Genomic DNA, 15,110 nt, shown 5'->3' with positions numbered 1-15,110 from the left:
TCATTTATAATCAGTTATTTATATTCTATACAGTACTTTGTATTACATAATACTATATAAAACACTTACCTTTATTTTAAACTTAATCATCAGTATATGAAAACAGCATTCGATTTAAAAAAAGCGGTTATTATCATCTTTTTGCTGGTAGCCGGCAGCACAACAGTTTTTGCGCAGTGCGACCAAACCGTAACCTTAACATCATCAAAAACAAGTAAGGTTGATGACCAGGGCAACACTGACAGCAGGGATGAAAACACGGTTATTACCATTACTAAAACAGATGTAACCATTGTTCCCGGTGGCGACGATCACAAGATGTCGGGCCCAATCAGTTCAAAAACCTGCGACTGGAAAACGCCTTTTAAAGACGGCAAAACGGTTATAAAAGCGAAACTCAGTGATGACAATGGTCATGACAGAACAGCAACCATAACTATCACCGGCGTAGCAGGCAAAGTTACGCTTACGTTTGAAGCCGAGGAAAAGCCGGGAATGAAAATCTTTGTAATAGCAGATAAATTTGAGTAGGCTTATTTATTTTTTTGCGTGAGGCGGATGGAATCTGCCTTACGTTTATTTTTCAGCGATAAATATTACCTCTATTACAGGGCATTCAAGATTTGCAATACCGATTTGCATGTGGGAGACGCAATTATGCGTCTCTACATTTGAATGTTAACCTTGCGCCCCCCCTCTCCATATACATTAAAACTTAACCTATTGTTTATGATAAATTTTAATAGCAACAGTACTTTTAGCTACAGAAAAACAACACGTTATGAAAAGAAAATTCTTAACAACTGTATTGCTGTGCTGCTGCTTTTTAGCCTGTTTAGCTGCCATTGCCGATTTTAGCGGAAGCTGGGGCGGAATTTTAACCATGGAGAATGGCGACCAATATCCCTTAACCTATCATTTTAAAATTGATGGTGATAAACTAACCGGCACCGTACAAACCCCTAAAGGCGAACTACCCGTTGACGACGGTAAAATTAGCGGAGATAAATTCACATTCACGGTTACCCTTGGCGATATCGAAATACCACACAGCGGCAAATTTTATGGCGATTCTATCGGCGTGGACATTGCGGCTAATGGGGTTAAAGTGCATACTACACTGAAAAGGAAGTAGCGTTAAATTATGTTGCGGGCGACGTTATAAGTTATACAATTCGGCTAAATTCGGGAGGAGACTGACGAATATCGCATGGCAGCTACGACTCACCCCGACGAGGCTACGCCAGTCTGCCCCTCTCCGACTGCGTCGCATAGAGGGGTTAAAATATTATTTTCATTTGCTCAACCCTCTTTGCGGCGCACCAGGAGGGTCGGCCAGCGTAGCGTAGCCGGGGTGAGTCGTGACCGGCGTTCAAAACCTAATATTTTTGCAACCTCAAACACATCATAGGTAGAAACACATCATAGGTAGCCTATCGAAGCATTGCGGGCGAAGGCCTCTCCACACCCCCCTTCGACAAACTCTTCATTACACGCCCGCTCACAGTTAAAAAATAAACACGTCATTAAATGCTTCCTGGTCATTAACAACATCATCAATTAAATGCGCTTAATTTTTGATAATTTTGCCCGCCAAACTATACCATGTATTTTGTGCCAAACGCGATTTTATGCCGACAACGTATACCAAAACTTTAGCCCGAAAAATTCTTTTTGCGTTCCTTGCCTTCGCCATCATTTTTTCTGTAACAGCGCTTATCGTTCGCAGGTCTATCACTAAAAAATTAGAGAATATTTCTAAACTGGCCAACAATATGGGCCAGGGCAATCACCATCCCGAACATATATTGTTATTACTGCACCAGGCCGAAGATGATTTCCAGGCATCCTTACTCAATACTAACAGTAAAAATAGCGACGATTATAAAACAAAGCTAACATCGGCATTTAACGAGCTGGATACTTTGCTTAAAGCAGATGCCGATACAAGCAACCTTAACATTATCCAAAGCAATAAAATAAAGTCGTGGTATCAAAAAAAGCTAGCCCTATCTAACCAGCTCTTCGGGCTTAAACACAATTTTGATTCGCTGCTTACCGCCTATGCTGCTTTTAATAACGAAGCTGGTAAATACGCTCAGGAACTTTCGCGCAATGCAAATAAATCATTTAAAACCAGTACAGATACTGTTAAAAACACCACACCGGTAGTAAAAAGAGGGCTTTTTAAACGAATTAAAGATGCCATTAACGATAAAGACGACAGGGCGATATCAGCAATAGAGATTAACCATCGCAACAATTTAAAGGAGGTTAATGCATCCACACAAAAGTTGTTAACTAAGGATCAGAAAGCTTACGCCAACAGCCTGAAACAATTGCAGCAACAAAACCTAAAGTTAATAACGATGCAGCGCGAGCTGATTGGCCTGAACTCACATATCAGTAATGAACTGGAACGCATTATTAACGATATGAAGGAGATAAATTACAACGTGACCAACGAATTCAGGGATATGTCGTTTAAAAACTACCAGGAAACTACAGGGTTGTTAAATAACTTCTCACTTATTGCTTTATTCCTGGTGCTGGTGTTTGCCACCCTGCTCATTATATTCATCATACAGCTTAACCGGGCCGAACTGCTGCTACATAAAGAGATTGAACAATCGGTTACCATTGCCCAACAAAAGATGGATCTGCTTTTGCATATGAGCCACGAGGTACGTAACCCGCTTACCGCCATCAGGGGTTTCCTTTACATTTTTGGTAAAACCAACCTGGCTAAAAAACAGGCCGACATGCTCGATTCTATCAATCACTCTTCGGATATGCTGCTGCGTACCCTTAACGATACGCTGGATGCCGCAAAAATGGAAAACAGCGAATTTAAAATTAGTACCGAACCTTTTAATCCCGATGATGCATTAAAAACTGTTGTAGAAAGCATGGAGTTTGGCGCAACTAAAAAGGGGTTAACGTTAGATTACCATTTTAAAGGCGACAAAAACGCGATTTTATTGGGTGATAGCCTTAGGCTTAAACAAATTATGGTTAACCTGCTAAGCAATGCCATTAAATTCACAAAAGAAGGCGGCATCAGGGTAATGGCCGAATTAGTTGGCCCGGAAAATAAGCTGATTGTTGATGTCAGGGACACCGGGGATGGGATTAGCCCGGATCAGCAGTCCAATTTGTTTTCAAAATACTATCAAACCAGTTCATCAAACGGAAAGGCGGGTACCGGCCTGGGCCTGTTTATTTGCAAACAACTGGTAAAGCTGCAGGACGGGCATATTACCGTAGATAGCAAACCCGGAGCAGGCACTACGTTTAGTTTTACCATTCCGTATGAAAAAAGCAATACCACGGCTGTTGTTAAACCCGACACACTTGACCCTGCGTTGTTATTGAATGGTATTACCATTTTGGCAGTTGACGACAATGAGCTTGACTTGATGTCGTTAAAAATGATACTGGCCCGGTGGAATGTTAATTTTTTACAGGCAGGCAACGCAAAACAAGCATCAGAGATAATTGGCAAAAACGATGTAAACGTTGTGCTTACAGCCGTGCCTGCACCCGAAACAGCTATTGCCGAATTGTTGACGGCTATAAAAAAATCAACCACCTCCAGCAATAAGTTACCTGTAATTGCTATAGGCGGATCGACGGCAGATGCGGAAATGTATTTAAAGATGGGTTTTGTTGATATTATTGAAAAATCTGTTGTAGATACACAACTGGTAGGCAAACTGGTTAAGGTATTGAAACCGCAAGCGGGAAACTTGCATTGATGGTAGAATTTGAGTACCCTCAAATCCCCATTAGCGCCTTGAGTGGCTGCCTGCAGGGTGGCAGATTTATGGGTTTAACAAACAATCCTTTTTGATCATAAGTCGCCCTTTGCGTCACTAACTAAGCAATACTTCGGCTAAATCCGAAATTTACCCCGGGTTAAAAACATTAACCATTGGTAGTGTACCACCCAGTACCAGGGTGTTTCAGGGCGTTTCATGCCGTACCAGTACACACACTTGCAATTAAATCACACTGTTCGATTTATATAACTTCGGACGGTAACACATTTACGTTCGTTGTTTATATAACCATACATTTTTTAAACTACTTCAGCGTATATTTGTCTATTAAATATGCTCATTAAAATATATCCCGAAAACCCGAACCCTAAAGCGATAGAGCAGGTTGTTGAAGTGCTGCGCAAAGGCGGATTGATCATTTATCCTACAGATACCATTTACGGGCTTGGTTGCGATATCACTAACCATAAAGCTATCGAAGCCATCTGCAAAATCAGGAATATTAAACCCGAGAAGGCTAATTTTTCATTTATCTGCTATGATCTAAGCCACATATCTGATTATATTAAACCGATAGATAACACAACATTCCGTGTTCTTAAAAAAGCATTGCCAGGCCCGTTTACCTTTATATTTAACGCCAGCCATAAGGTGCCCAAGCTATTAAGCAGCAACAAAAAAACGGTTGGTATCCGTGTTCCTGACAACGATATTGCCCGCGAAATTGTACGTGTATTAGGCAACCCCATCCTATCCACCTCTATCCGCGACGACGACGATATCATCGAATACTCTACCGACCCGGAACTGATCCACGAAAAATACGAAGACCTTGTTGATATAGTGATTGATGGCGGGTATGGTGATAACATAGCCTCGACCGTTGTCGATTGTACCAATGGCGAGTTTGAGGTAATTCGTGAGGGTAAGGGGGATTTGGAAATGTATTTGTAGGTGCGCTGTCACCCGACATAAAGATATTTTACGTCGTTGCCGGTAACATACCCTAAACCACCGTCATTGCGAGGTACGAAGCAATCCTCTACATGCTAAGTCCCAGATTGTTAGGGATTGCTTCGTACCTCGCAATGACGGTAGTTTAGAATACTCGTTTAACCCATCCGTTGCGCGTCATAACGATTTTTTCAGGTTTTACATGGTGATCACTCGCAATGACGACTAAAAAGTGTGTTGTCCCTTACGGCCTTATCCCCTTAATAAACCCCGGTATCTTCCCCATATAATCCTCTTCGGCCAGCAACTTTACAAACTTACTGCCTACAATAGCACCGTTTGCATAAGCACATGCCTGTTTAAAAGTATTGTTGTCCGATATACCGAAACCAATGATAGTTGGGTTTTTAAGTTCCATGGCTTTAATGCGCTTGTAATAATCTTCAATGCTGTTGGTTAGCTGCAGGCTGCCGCCAGTGATGGAAGATGATGAAAGCAGGTATATAAAGCTGTTGCTCAGTTCGTCAATTTTACGAATGCGGTCTTCGGATGTTTGCGGAGTAACCAGGAAAATATTGCTCAGGTTGTTATCTGTAAAATAATTGGCGTATTTAGCTTCATACTCATACATGGGCAAATCGGGCACTATTACGCCATCAACGCCCAATTCAACTGCTTTTTTGCAAAAACGTTCGATACCGTATTGTACTATAGGGTTAAAATAGCCCATCAATAAAATGGGGATAGTAACGCGCTTGCGTAGTTCGCCCAATTCTTCAAACAGTTGGTTAAGGGTCATCCCGTTTTCTAAAGCCTGTTCAGAGCTGTGCTGAATTGTCGGGCCATCGGCCACGGGATCTGAATATGGGAAACCAATTTCCAGGAAATCGGCGCCGGCTTTTTCCAAAGCTTCGGCAATATCAACGGTGGTGTTTAAGGCAGGATAACCCGCAGTAAAGTATATAGATAACAAATTATCTTTTTTGGTAGCGAAAAGCTTGTTTAAGCGGTTCATTGTATTTTGTTTGTCCATAGTCCATAGACCATGGTTTTGTTTATTTTATTTCCCTCCATGGACTATCGAGCATGGACCATCGACTAATTAATACCCGAAATATTTAATATAAGTATCCAAATCCTTATCACCCCGGCCCGAGATACAGATAACAACGTTATCATCGGCATTAAATGTCATCTTTTCCAGTTGTGCCAGTGCGTGGGCTGTTTCAATGGCCGGGATAATGCCTTCCATTTGCGAGCATAATAATCCTGCCTGTAAGGCCTCATCATCGGTAATGCTGGTGTACTGGGCGCGGTTTATTTTGTACAAATGCGCATGCTGCGGACCAATACCCGGGTAATCCAGCCCAGCCGATATGGAGTATGGCTCCACCACCTGCCCGTCCGGTGTTTGCATCAGAATGGTACGACTGCCATGCAGTACACCCTCCTGCCCCAAAAAGGTGGTTGCTGCCGAGTGGCCGCTGTCGACACCTTTACCTGCCGCTTCAACGGCAACCAGTTTCACATCTTCGTCGTCCAAAAAATGGTAAAACATGCCCATGGCATTACTGCCGCCACCTACACAAGCCATTACGTATTGAGGTAACTCGTTGTCTGTTTGCTCCAATAACTGTTTTTTAGTTTCTTCGGATATCACGGATTGAAAGCGGGCAACCATATCCGGAAAAGGATACGGACCAACCACCGATCCGATGATGTAATGGGTATCAACGGGGTTGCCTATCCAATCGCGCAGGGCCTCGTTGGTAGCATCCTTCAGGGTTTTACTGCCCGATGTAGCTGGCCTTACCGTAGCGCCCAGCATCTTCATACGCGATACATTGGGAGCCTGGCGTTCCATATCAACTGCGCCCATGTAAACCACGCATTCAATACCCATCAGGGCACAAACAGTAGCTGTGGCAACACCATGCTGCCCGGCGCCGGTTTCGGCAATAATACGTTTTTTCCCTAAGCGCTTAGCCAGCAGAATTTGCCCGATAGCATTGTTGATCTTGTGCGATCCGGTGTGGTTCAGGTCCTCGCGTTTAAAAAATATGTTGGCCCCATACCTTTCCGAATATCTTTTGGCATGATATAGCGGCGAAGGCCTGCCCACATAGTTTTTCAGAAGGTCGTCAAATTCGGCTTTAAAACCGGGATCATTAATAATGTTGATATATTGAAGCCTTAACTCCTCAACATTTGGATAAAGCATTTCGGGGATGTAGGCGCCGCCAAAATCGCCATAATAACCTTGCTCGTTAACTCCGTATTTCATCTGTAATAGTTTGATTGTTGATGATATCAAATGCTTGTTTTAGTTTACCGGTGTCTTTAACACCGGGCGCCATTTCAAAACGGCTATTTAAATCAACCCCGTAAAATTGCGGGTGATTAATCTTTTTAATTTCTTCCAGGTTATCCAGGCTTATTCCACCCGATAAAAAGAAGGGGACTTCCAGTTTATAATTATCCAGCATCCCCCAGTCAAAAGTTTTACCCGAGCCACCATAGGCAGCAGTTTTTGTATCGAACAGGAAATAGTCTACTTTGTTTATGTAATTATCGAGCTGGCCGAAATCGAAATTTCCGTCCAACCCAAAAGCTTTAAACACGGTAACCCTGTCCCGAAAACTGTGACTAAATTCCGGCGATTCGTCGCCGTGCAGTTGTATTACATCAAAACCGTACGCATCTATCAAAGAATCGATTATTTCTGCACTTTCATTCACAAAAACGGCTGTTTTTTTGATGTTTTTTTGTATTTTTTTTAAACTTTCTGCAGATAATTGACCGATATATCGGGGCGAAAGCCCGTAGCAAATAAAGCCCAGGTAGTCGGGTTTTAATGCGGCTACCGCTTCAATATTTTCGGGATCTTTTAAACCGCAAACTTTTATCTTCATGTTTAGTTTTGCAATAGCAGGTTAAAACTGTTCAGTGCTTTTTTGCTCAGCAGGGCTTCTTCTGCCTCGTAAAAACAATCGGCAAAAGTCTTTTCGGGGTTGATAGTCCTGATAGCCAGGGCAGCGTTTGATAGCACTACGTTGTTTTGCGCGTTGGTACCATCACCATTAAGTACGCTGCTAAATATTGATGCAGAGGCACTTACAGTATCACCGCCGGCAATTTCCGATGGATCAAGCTTTTCGAAGCCCAGGGCCTCAACGCTATTAATCTTTTCTCCCTCAGCAGAGAAGGTTTTAAAATCGCAGGTAAGTGAAACCTCATCATAACCCTCCAAGGCATTCACTATGGTATATTTAGTGGCCGATTTTTGATAAAGGTATGCATATACTCTTGCCAGCTCCAGGTTAAAAACACCAACCAGTTGATTTTCAGGCTTCGCCGGATTTACCAGCGGACCAAGCATGTTAAAAAACGTTTTCACCCCCAACTCCCTGCGGATGGGCGCCACCGTTTTCATGGCCGGGTGAAATAGCGGTGCGTGCAAAAAGCAGATGTTGGCTTTGTCAATTCCGCGTTTCAGTTTATCAGCATCATTAGTAAACTGGTACCCCAAATACTCCATCACGTTTGACGAGCCACAACCCGATGATACACCGTAGTTACCGTGTTTAGCCACCTTATAACCCGCTCCCGCTACCACAAAGGACGCAAGGGTGGATATATTAAAGGTGTCCTTACCATCGCCGCCTGTTCCGCACAAATCTATCAGTTCGCCGGTTTGCAAATCAATAGGCAGGCAAAGTTCCAGCATGGCATCGCGAAAGCCTTCCAGCTCATCAACGGTAATGCTGCGCATGCAATAGGCCGTCATAAACGCGGCCATTTGCGAGTTGTTGTACTTACCCTGAGCTATGTTTATCAAAATCCCTTTTGATTGCTCCCGGCTAAAGGTTTTGTGTTCGAATAGATGATTAAGTATCTGTTTCATGCCCCCTGGCCCCCTAAAGGGGTACTTTTTAATTGTTAATTACCTAGCCCCCGACTTTTTCCCTCCCCCTTCAGGGGGCCGGGGGGCTAATAAAAAAAGGGTTACCGTATGGCAACCCTTCCTTTGAATATATTTTTTAAACAAACACGGAATTGCCTTACGATATCTCGTTAAGCCACCACCAGTTATTGTTTAATGCGTTCGTTTTCATTTATGCCACAAATATGGAAATAGTTTTTATAAAAACAAACAGATAAATTTAATTAATGAATTAGTGAATTATTGATTTAGTGAATTAGGAAAATTTAATGAAACTTTGCAATAAGCACTCAACTGCTTAATAATTGATTTAATGGATTATCAACATATTAACCTGCGTTCCAAATCAATAATTCACTAAATCAATAATTCACTAATTAAAAAAATGGCTATACATCAAGAAAAAATAAACCCCGAGGATGACCTTGGCTTCGGCACCCAGCCTGTAGTAAAAAGCCAGCCTGTTATCAATAAAGATGGATCTATTAACGTAAAGCGTACCGGTCTGCCGCGTTTTTCTACTGCAAACAATTACCACTCGCTTATTACCATGAGTTGGCGAAAGTTTTGGCTCATTGTTTTTAGCGGGTACTTTACAGCCAACATCATATTTGCATGCATATATGTTTCATTAGGTACCGATGTGCTTGACGGCCGGAGTGGCAATACCGGGTTTGACAGGTTTATGGATGCCTTCTTTTTTTCGGCGCAAACCATTTCGACTGTTGGTTATGGCCATATCAGTCCGAAGGGAATGGCCGCAAACAGTGTGGCCGCTTTAGAATCGATGATGGGCTTATTAGCTTTTGCCTTAGCTACAGGCTTATTATACGGGCGCTTCTCCAGGCCATCGGCTAAAATATTGTATAGTGATAAGGTGTTGGTTGCTCCTTATCGCGATAAGGGTTGGGGGTTAATGTTCAGACTGGCCAATTTAAGGCGTAATATATTGATAGACCTCGAGATTGAGGTTGTATTTGGCTATAACGAAGAAGTGAACGGCAAGGTGATTCGCAAGTTTTTTCAGCTGGAACTGGAACGAAAGTTTGTGAGCATTTTGACAGTAAACTGGACCGTGGTGCACCCCCTTGATGAAAACAGCCCGTTAAAAGACATGACCCAGGAGGAATTGGAAGCTAAACAGGCCAGTTTATCCGTCATCCTTAAAACCTTTGATGATACTTTTTCACAAACTGTACATTCCCGAACATCCTACATTTATTCGGACGTAGTTTGGGGCGCCAAATTTGTACCTGTATTTCATCGTGATGAAGACGGACAGGCTATTTTGGATATGAGTAAGATAAGTACTTATGAATTGGTGAATGGTTAATAGTGAGTGGTGAATGGATAATTTGATCAGCTTTGGCTATTCACCACTCACTACTTCAAAAGCGGGTTCTTTTCCCTGGCAAAAACATTATAAACCATCTTATCTAAAAAGGCTGGCAGTAGCTTACTAAGCAATACTGTAAGTTTGCCCTGCAGGGTTAAAACCAGCGTGCGTGAGCGGTTTTCAATGCCATTTACAATTATTCTGGCTACCTGGTCGGCCGTCATCATTTTATCTTCTTCCAGGGTGCTTTCGCGCTGTTCTATCCCTTCTTTGTTAAGGGCGGTATTGCGGATATTTGATGCGGTAAAGCCGGGACAAGCGGTTAATACATGGACACCGGTTTTCAGGTTTTCAACGCGCAAAGCATCCAAAAAACCGTTCATGGCAAACTTTGAAGCAGAATATCCCGCGCGAGCGGGAAGGCCTTTATAGCCCGCTATGGATGATACCCCTACTATGCTACCTTTGGTTTTGGCAATTTCGGGCAGCGCGTATTTGGTACAATAAACCGTACCCCAAAAGTTTACATCCATTAATGACTTGAGTACTTTTAAATCAACATCCTTAAACAACGCCCGCATAGATATGCCTGCATTGTTTATCAACACGTCAATTTTTCCAAAAGTAATGAGGGTTTGTTTAATTAACTGGGCGCAATCGTCCTCGATAGTTACATCGCACTGTACAGCCAGGGCTTTGGTTTGGTAGCGTCTTTCAATATCCTGGGTTATTACGCAAAGGGTTACATATTGGCGGGCTGCCAAAACCACAGTTGCACCGCGTTTAGCGCATTCAATAGCTAACGATTTTCCGATGCCGGATGATGCCCCGGTTATTACTATAACTTTATCATTTAACTTCATAAGTTGAAGGGAATAGCTGCGGCAAACCCTCCACTTTAATTTCGGGCACCTTAAATAAATATTTGGCGGCGAAGATAATCATCGCACCATAAAATTCCTTAAGATAATCCCAGCTAAATTTCACATTATTACGGCTGTTAAAGTTAATGATATACGTTTTGGGAAAGTAATAATTTTTAAACCCGGCAAGCCTGATGCGGTAACTCAGGTCGATATCATATCCATAGGTATGAAAACGCTCATCAAACATCCCGGCTTTATCAATAGCCTCTTTACGCATCAGCATAAAAGCGCCATTCAGCACATCGGTTTCTGAAGTTTGAAACTCCTCCACCCAATCTTTACGCTGTACATCGGTAAGGCGCGATTTCGAAAAATATTTGGCCAGGCCTGTCAGTTTAAAAAACACCGCCCAGGGCTCGGTAAACCCATGTTTTGATTCGGCAAGAAAACGGCCGTCGGGCGTAATCATCCGTACACCCATCCCTCCGGCATCCAAATGTGCATCCATAAACTCAAGCGCCTTCTCAAAAGTTTTTTTGCCTGTAATTGTATCCGCACTGACTACTAAAATATACTCTCCGGTAGTTTCTTTAATTCCCTGGTTATAAGCTTGTGCCAGCCCCTGGTTGCTGGTGTTGGCAATTACTTTAACATCAGGAAACTCACCGCTTAGCATCTCTACAGATTTGTCTGCCGAGGCATTATCCACCACAAAAACCTCGTAATTAATGCCCACAGCGGCCCTTATTACCGAATTAAGCGCTATCCTGAGCATATCACAGGTATTGTAATTTACAATGATGACAGAGAGTTTCATACCTTACTTTGACAATGAATTTTCATACGGAACACGTGTAGCGATAGACCGCCCGAGGGTGATCTCGTCTACGTACTCCAACTCACCTCCAAAGGCTATGCCACGGGCTATGGTTGATATGGTAATGTGGAAAGATTTTATGCGCTTGTTTAAATAAAACAAAGTGGTATCACCCTCCATGGTAGCGCTAAGGGCAAAAATGATCTCTTTAGCTTCGTTTTCCTTCAGGCGTTCAACCAAAGTATCTACCTGCAAATCCGAAGGCCCTACCCCATCCATTGGCGATATTAAGCCACCCAATACGTGATATACGCCATTGTACTGGTTGGTATTTTCAATAGCCATTACATCGCGGGTATCCTCAACCACGCAAATAAGGCTGCGGTCGCGCTTGTGCGACGAGCAAATCTCGCAAACGGCATGATCGGATATGTTGTGGCAAACCGAGCAAAACATAATCTCGTTACGCAACTTGCTCACGGTGGTGCTAAATCGTTCTACATCCTGTTTATCCTGGTTTAGCAAATGCAGCACCAGCCTGAGCGCGGTTTTTTGACCTACCCCGGGTAATTTGGCAAATTCGGCTACAGCATTTTCCAGTAATTTGGACGAAAAATTCATTGTGCGAAGTTAAGGAATAAGTCGGGAAGTTGGGAGAGTCGGAAAGTCCGAAAGTTCGAAAGATTAAAGTTTGTATTTTGATAATTTCTTCTGCGCTATGCAATTTACTTTCCGACTTCTGGGCCTTTTTCCCACTTTCTGACTTCCCGTCTTCCCGACTTTCGGACTAAAGTTTGTGAATAGTTAATTTGTTCTGTACTTTGCAACTCACTTTCGGATTTTACGGATATTTCCGGCTTTCGGAGCTACTTCCGGACTTTCGGACTTCCCGACTTCCGGACTAATAAAACATCTATGTCGCCAGGGGTACTATTATCATTTATTATCGGTTATTTTTTAGTGTTGCTGGTTATATCCTGGCTTACATCCCGCAAAGCATCAGATAATGATACCTTTTTTGTGGCCAACCGCAACTCTAAATGGTACCTGGTAGCCTTCGGGATGATTGGCACCGCCCTGAGTGGTGTAACCTTTATTTCGGTACCGGGCAAAGTTGGCGCGCCCTCCGGCGATCAGTTTTCCTACTTCCAGTTTGTGCTGGGCAACGCTGCGGGCTTTCTCATCATTGCAACCGTATTGCTTCCGCTTTATTACCGGTTAAAACTCACATCAATATACAGTTATATTGAAGGGGCTTTGGGCACCTGGAGCTATAAAACCGCTGCCGGGATATTCCTCATCAGCAGGGTTATCGGCTCATCCTTCCGGTTGTATTTGGTGGTTATTGTTTTACAGAAATTTATTTTTGATAGTTATCATATTCCTTTTGCCGTTACGGTGCTCATTTGTTTAGTCCTTATCTGGTCGTACACATTTAAAGGGGGATTAAAAACCATTATTATTACCGATAGCTTACAGACTTTCTTCCTCGTGTTATCCGTATTTCTGTCGATATACTTTATTTGCAGCAGCCTGCACCTGAATATTTTTGAGGCTGCCGATGCTATTAAAAACAGCAGTTATGCCAAAATATTTTTCTTTAATGATTTCCTGAGCAGCAAATTCCATTTTACCAAAGCGTTTTTAGGTGGCATATTTATTACCATTGGCATGGTGGGGCTTGACCAGGACCTGATGCAAAAAAACCTGAGCCTTAAAAACATTAAGGAAGCCCAAAAAAACATGTTCAGTTTTACCGGGGTATTTGTTATCATCAATATTTTCTTTTTAAGTGTTGGCGCTTTGCTTTGGATGTATGCCAGCAAATACGGCATACATGTGGATAAAACAGACTACCTGTACCCAACCATCGCCCTGCAACATTTGGGTATTGTACCGGCCATGGTTTTCATGCTGGGGCTCACAGCGGCTACCTTTGCCACTACCGATTCGGCTCTTACGGCACTTACTACCTCTTTTTGTGTAGACTTTTTAGGCTTCAACAAAAGCACCGATCTTAACAGCAAAAAAAAGGTAGGCACACGCCATACAGTGCATATTGCATTTTCGGGGCTGATGTTTTTAACCATTGTGATATTTAACGCTATTAACAACGATGCGGTGGTGAGCGCTATATTTGCAGTTGCATCTTACACGTACGGCCCGTTATTGGGGCTTTATTCGTTTGGTTTATTTGTAAGTAACAGGCAGGTGAGGGATAAGCTGGTTCCCTTTATTTGTGTGGCATCGCCTGCTATATGCTACTTTTTAAATGCCGAATCAAAATCACTTTTGGGCGGATATGTTTTTAGCAATGAGCTCATCATTGTTAACGGATTAATTACCTTTGTCGGCTTGTTGCTGAGCTCGAGTCGGAAAGACGAGAAGTCCGGAAGTCCGAAAGTTGTAACGGGGTAAAAGGAAAGCAACAACAAAAACATAATAATAAATTCGATGTACTAAATAATACTTCCGGACTTTCCTTCTTTCGGACTTCCGGACTAAAGAACTAAAAAACTAACTACTTCCGGACTTCCCGACTTTCGGACTTCCGGACTGCTAAAAAAAAGGATATGACCGGAGACGATAAAATAAGACAAGCATTTGAAAACAAAAACTGGCAGGAAATAAAAGTTACAGACTCCTGGCAGATATTTAAAATAATGGCCGAATTTGTTGACGGCTTTGAAAAACTGGCCAAAATTGGCCCATGTGTATCCATCTTCGGATCGGCACGTACACATAATGATAATAAATATTACCAATTGGCCGAAGAAGCCGCCCGCCTGCTTACCGAGCATGGTTATGGCGTAATATCTGGCGGCGGACCAGGTATCATGGAGGCAGCCAACAAAGGCGCTTACGAAGCAGGTGGCAAATCGGTAGGTTTAAATATCGAACTGCCGTTTGAGCAGTTCCACAATAAATATATCGACAGGGATAAGATCATGGAGTTTGATTACTTTTTTATACGCAAAGTAATGTTTATGAAATACTCGCAAGGCTTCATTATTTTGCCCGGCGGTTTTGGAACAATGGACGAGTCCTTCGAGGCCATGACGTTGATCCAAACTGGTAAAATTGCGCGCTTCCCTATTATTTTTGTGGGTGTTGATTACTGGAAAGGCTTATTTAGCTGGATAGAAGAAAAAATGTTAGCCGATCAGCATAACATTAACCCCGATGATTTGATGCTTTACCGCGTAGTTGATACCGCCGAAGAAGCAGTTGACCATATTACCCGTTTTTACAATAAATATGTGTTGAAGCCGAATTTTTAAAGATATTTTATTCGTGAAAAATGCCGCCTTGGTTCAGGAGGGCACTGAAAAAGTCTTTCTGAAAACAGGGGATAAAAAGGAGTAGAAATTACGGTTTCTACTCCTTTTTTTGTATCTTAAAGGTATAATCG

The 15,110-nt window shown here is 42.6% G+C and carries 14 protein-coding genes; 7 read left to right on the top strand and 7 right to left on the bottom strand.

Annotated features, from left to right (window positions below):
* The first annotated feature begins 96 nt into the window (after positions 1-96).
* The 4 genes from BMX56_RS15100 (at position 97) to BMX56_RS15085 (ending at position 4,736) form a co-directional block, all read left to right on the top strand.
* Complete coding sequence (locus tag BMX56_RS15100; protein WP_090649594.1) at positions 97-531, top strand: hypothetical protein; 435 nt, start codon at positions 97-99, stop codon at positions 529-531.
* A gap of 250 nt (positions 532-781) precedes the next feature.
* Entirely contained in the window at positions 782-1,135 is a 354-nt protein-coding gene (locus tag BMX56_RS15095; protein ID WP_090649590.1) for a hypothetical protein, read from the top strand.
* A gap of 451 nt (positions 1,136-1,586) precedes the next feature.
* Positions 1,587-3,758 (top strand): ATP-binding response regulator, encoded by a 2,172-nt coding sequence (locus tag BMX56_RS15090; RefSeq protein ID WP_255369851.1) that lies wholly within the window; start codon positions 1,587-1,589, stop codon positions 3,756-3,758.
* A 357-nt stretch (positions 3,759-4,115) separates the two neighbouring features.
* Positions 4,116-4,736: an L-threonylcarbamoyladenylate synthase gene (locus BMX56_RS15085; RefSeq protein ID WP_090649588.1), complete on the top strand. Its 621-nt coding sequence runs from the start codon at positions 4,116-4,118 to the stop codon at positions 4,734-4,736.
* 244 nt (positions 4,737-4,980) lie between these two features.
* Here BMX56_RS15085 and trpA read toward each other — a convergent pair whose 3' ends face one another.
* From trpA to trpD, 4 genes are all read right to left on the bottom strand, one after another.
* The gene (trpA, locus tag BMX56_RS15080; protein ID WP_090650417.1) at positions 4,981-5,751 is read right to left on the bottom strand and encodes a tryptophan synthase subunit alpha; all 771 of its coding nucleotides are present in this window, start codon (positions 5,749-5,751) and stop codon (positions 4,981-4,983) included.
* A gap of 87 nt (positions 5,752-5,838) precedes the next feature.
* Positions 5,839-7,020: a tryptophan synthase subunit beta gene (gene trpB / locus BMX56_RS15075; protein ID WP_090649586.1), complete on the bottom strand. Its 1,182-nt coding sequence runs from the start codon at positions 7,018-7,020 to the stop codon at positions 5,839-5,841.
* Complete coding sequence (locus tag BMX56_RS15070) at positions 7,004-7,648, bottom strand: phosphoribosylanthranilate isomerase (protein WP_090649584.1); 645 nt, start codon at positions 7,646-7,648, stop codon at positions 7,004-7,006. Before BMX56_RS15070 ends, trpB begins: the two co-directional genes overlap by 17 nt.
* Positions 7,649-7,650: 2 nt before the next feature.
* Complete coding sequence (trpD, locus tag BMX56_RS15065; RefSeq protein ID WP_090649582.1) at positions 7,651-8,640, bottom strand: anthranilate phosphoribosyltransferase; 990 nt, start codon at positions 8,638-8,640, stop codon at positions 7,651-7,653.
* Positions 8,641-9,064: 424 nt separating this feature from the next.
* On the opposite strand from trpD, the gene BMX56_RS15060 reads away from it, so the two are divergent.
* Positions 9,065-10,012, top strand: coding sequence for an ion channel (locus tag BMX56_RS15060; protein ID WP_090649579.1), 948 nt, complete (start codon positions 9,065-9,067; stop codon positions 10,010-10,012).
* Between the two features lie 50 nt (positions 10,013-10,062).
* On the opposite strand, the gene BMX56_RS15055 is transcribed toward BMX56_RS15060, so the two are convergent.
* The 3 genes from BMX56_RS15055 to recR are packed head-to-tail and all read right to left on the bottom strand — an operon-like array spanning position 10,063 to position 12,319.
* Positions 10,063-10,878, bottom strand: a complete 816-nt coding sequence (locus BMX56_RS15055) for an SDR family oxidoreductase (RefSeq protein WP_090649576.1) — start codon at positions 10,876-10,878, stop codon at positions 10,063-10,065.
* Positions 10,865-11,698: a glycosyltransferase family 2 protein gene (locus BMX56_RS15050; RefSeq protein WP_090649572.1), complete on the bottom strand. Its 834-nt coding sequence runs from the start codon at positions 11,696-11,698 to the stop codon at positions 10,865-10,867. The genes BMX56_RS15055 and BMX56_RS15050 overlap by 14 nt, the downstream gene beginning before the upstream one ends.
* 3 nt (positions 11,699-11,701) lie before the next feature.
* Positions 11,702-12,319 (bottom strand): recombination mediator RecR, encoded by a 618-nt coding sequence (recR, locus tag BMX56_RS15045; RefSeq protein ID WP_090649569.1) that lies wholly within the window; start codon positions 12,317-12,319, stop codon positions 11,702-11,704.
* Between the two features lie 294 nt (positions 12,320-12,613).
* On the opposite strand from recR, the gene BMX56_RS15040 reads away from it, so the two are divergent.
* Positions 12,614-14,116: a sodium:solute symporter gene (locus BMX56_RS15040; RefSeq protein ID WP_090649566.1), complete on the top strand. Its 1,503-nt coding sequence runs from the start codon at positions 12,614-12,616 to the stop codon at positions 14,114-14,116.
* A 155-nt stretch (positions 14,117-14,271) separates the two neighbouring features.
* Positions 14,272-14,979 carry an LOG family protein gene (locus tag BMX56_RS15035; protein ID WP_090649563.1) on the top strand — a complete coding sequence of 236 codons (708 nt, stop codon included), beginning with the start codon at positions 14,272-14,274 and terminating at the stop codon, positions 14,977-14,979.
* The last annotated feature ends 131 nt before the right edge of the window (positions 14,980-15,110 follow it).

The organism is Mucilaginibacter sp. OK283, assembly GCF_900110415.1.
Taxonomy (GTDB): Bacteria; Bacteroidota; Bacteroidia; order Sphingobacteriales; family Sphingobacteriaceae; genus Mucilaginibacter.
This window is presented reverse-complemented; position numbering and strand designations above follow the sequence as displayed.

Bases quoted from the DNA above. Each gene is read 5' to 3' on its own strand.
- BMX56_RS15035 (WP_090649563.1), top strand. From the start codon at position 14,272: ATGACCGGAGACGATAAAATAAGACAAGCATTTGAAAACAAAAACTGG.
- BMX56_RS15050 (WP_090649572.1), bottom strand. From the start codon at position 11,698: ATGAAACTCTCTGTCATCATTGTAAATTACAATACCTGTGATATGCTC.
- BMX56_RS15040 (WP_090649566.1), top strand. From the start codon at position 12,614: ATGTCGCCAGGGGTACTATTATCATTTATTATCGGTTATTTTTTAGTG.
- trpD (WP_090649582.1), bottom strand. From the start codon at position 8,640: ATGAAACAGATACTTAATCATCTATTCGAACACAAAACCTTTAGCCGG.
- BMX56_RS15060 (WP_090649579.1), top strand. From the start codon at position 9,065: ATGGCTATACATCAAGAAAAAATAAACCCCGAGGATGACCTTGGCTTC.
- BMX56_RS15070 (WP_090649584.1), bottom strand. From the start codon at position 7,648: ATGAAGATAAAAGTTTGCGGTTTAAAAGATCCCGAAAATATTGAAGCG.
- BMX56_RS15085 (WP_090649588.1), top strand. From the start codon at position 4,116: ATGCTCATTAAAATATATCCCGAAAACCCGAACCCTAAAGCGATAGAG.
- trpA (WP_090650417.1), bottom strand. From the start codon at position 5,751: ATGAACCGCTTAAACAAGCTTTTCGCTACCAAAAAAGATAATTTGTTA.
- BMX56_RS15095 (WP_090649590.1), top strand. From the start codon at position 782: ATGAAAAGAAAATTCTTAACAACTGTATTGCTGTGCTGCTGCTTTTTA.
- recR (WP_090649569.1), bottom strand. From the start codon at position 12,319: ATGAATTTTTCGTCCAAATTACTGGAAAATGCTGTAGCCGAATTTGCC.
- BMX56_RS15055 (WP_090649576.1), bottom strand. From the start codon at position 10,878: ATGAAGTTAAATGATAAAGTTATAGTAATAACCGGGGCATCATCCGGC.
- trpB (WP_090649586.1), bottom strand. From the start codon at position 7,020: ATGAAATACGGAGTTAACGAGCAAGGTTATTATGGCGATTTTGGCGGC.
- BMX56_RS15100 (WP_090649594.1), top strand. From the start codon at position 97: ATGAAAACAGCATTCGATTTAAAAAAAGCGGTTATTATCATCTTTTTG.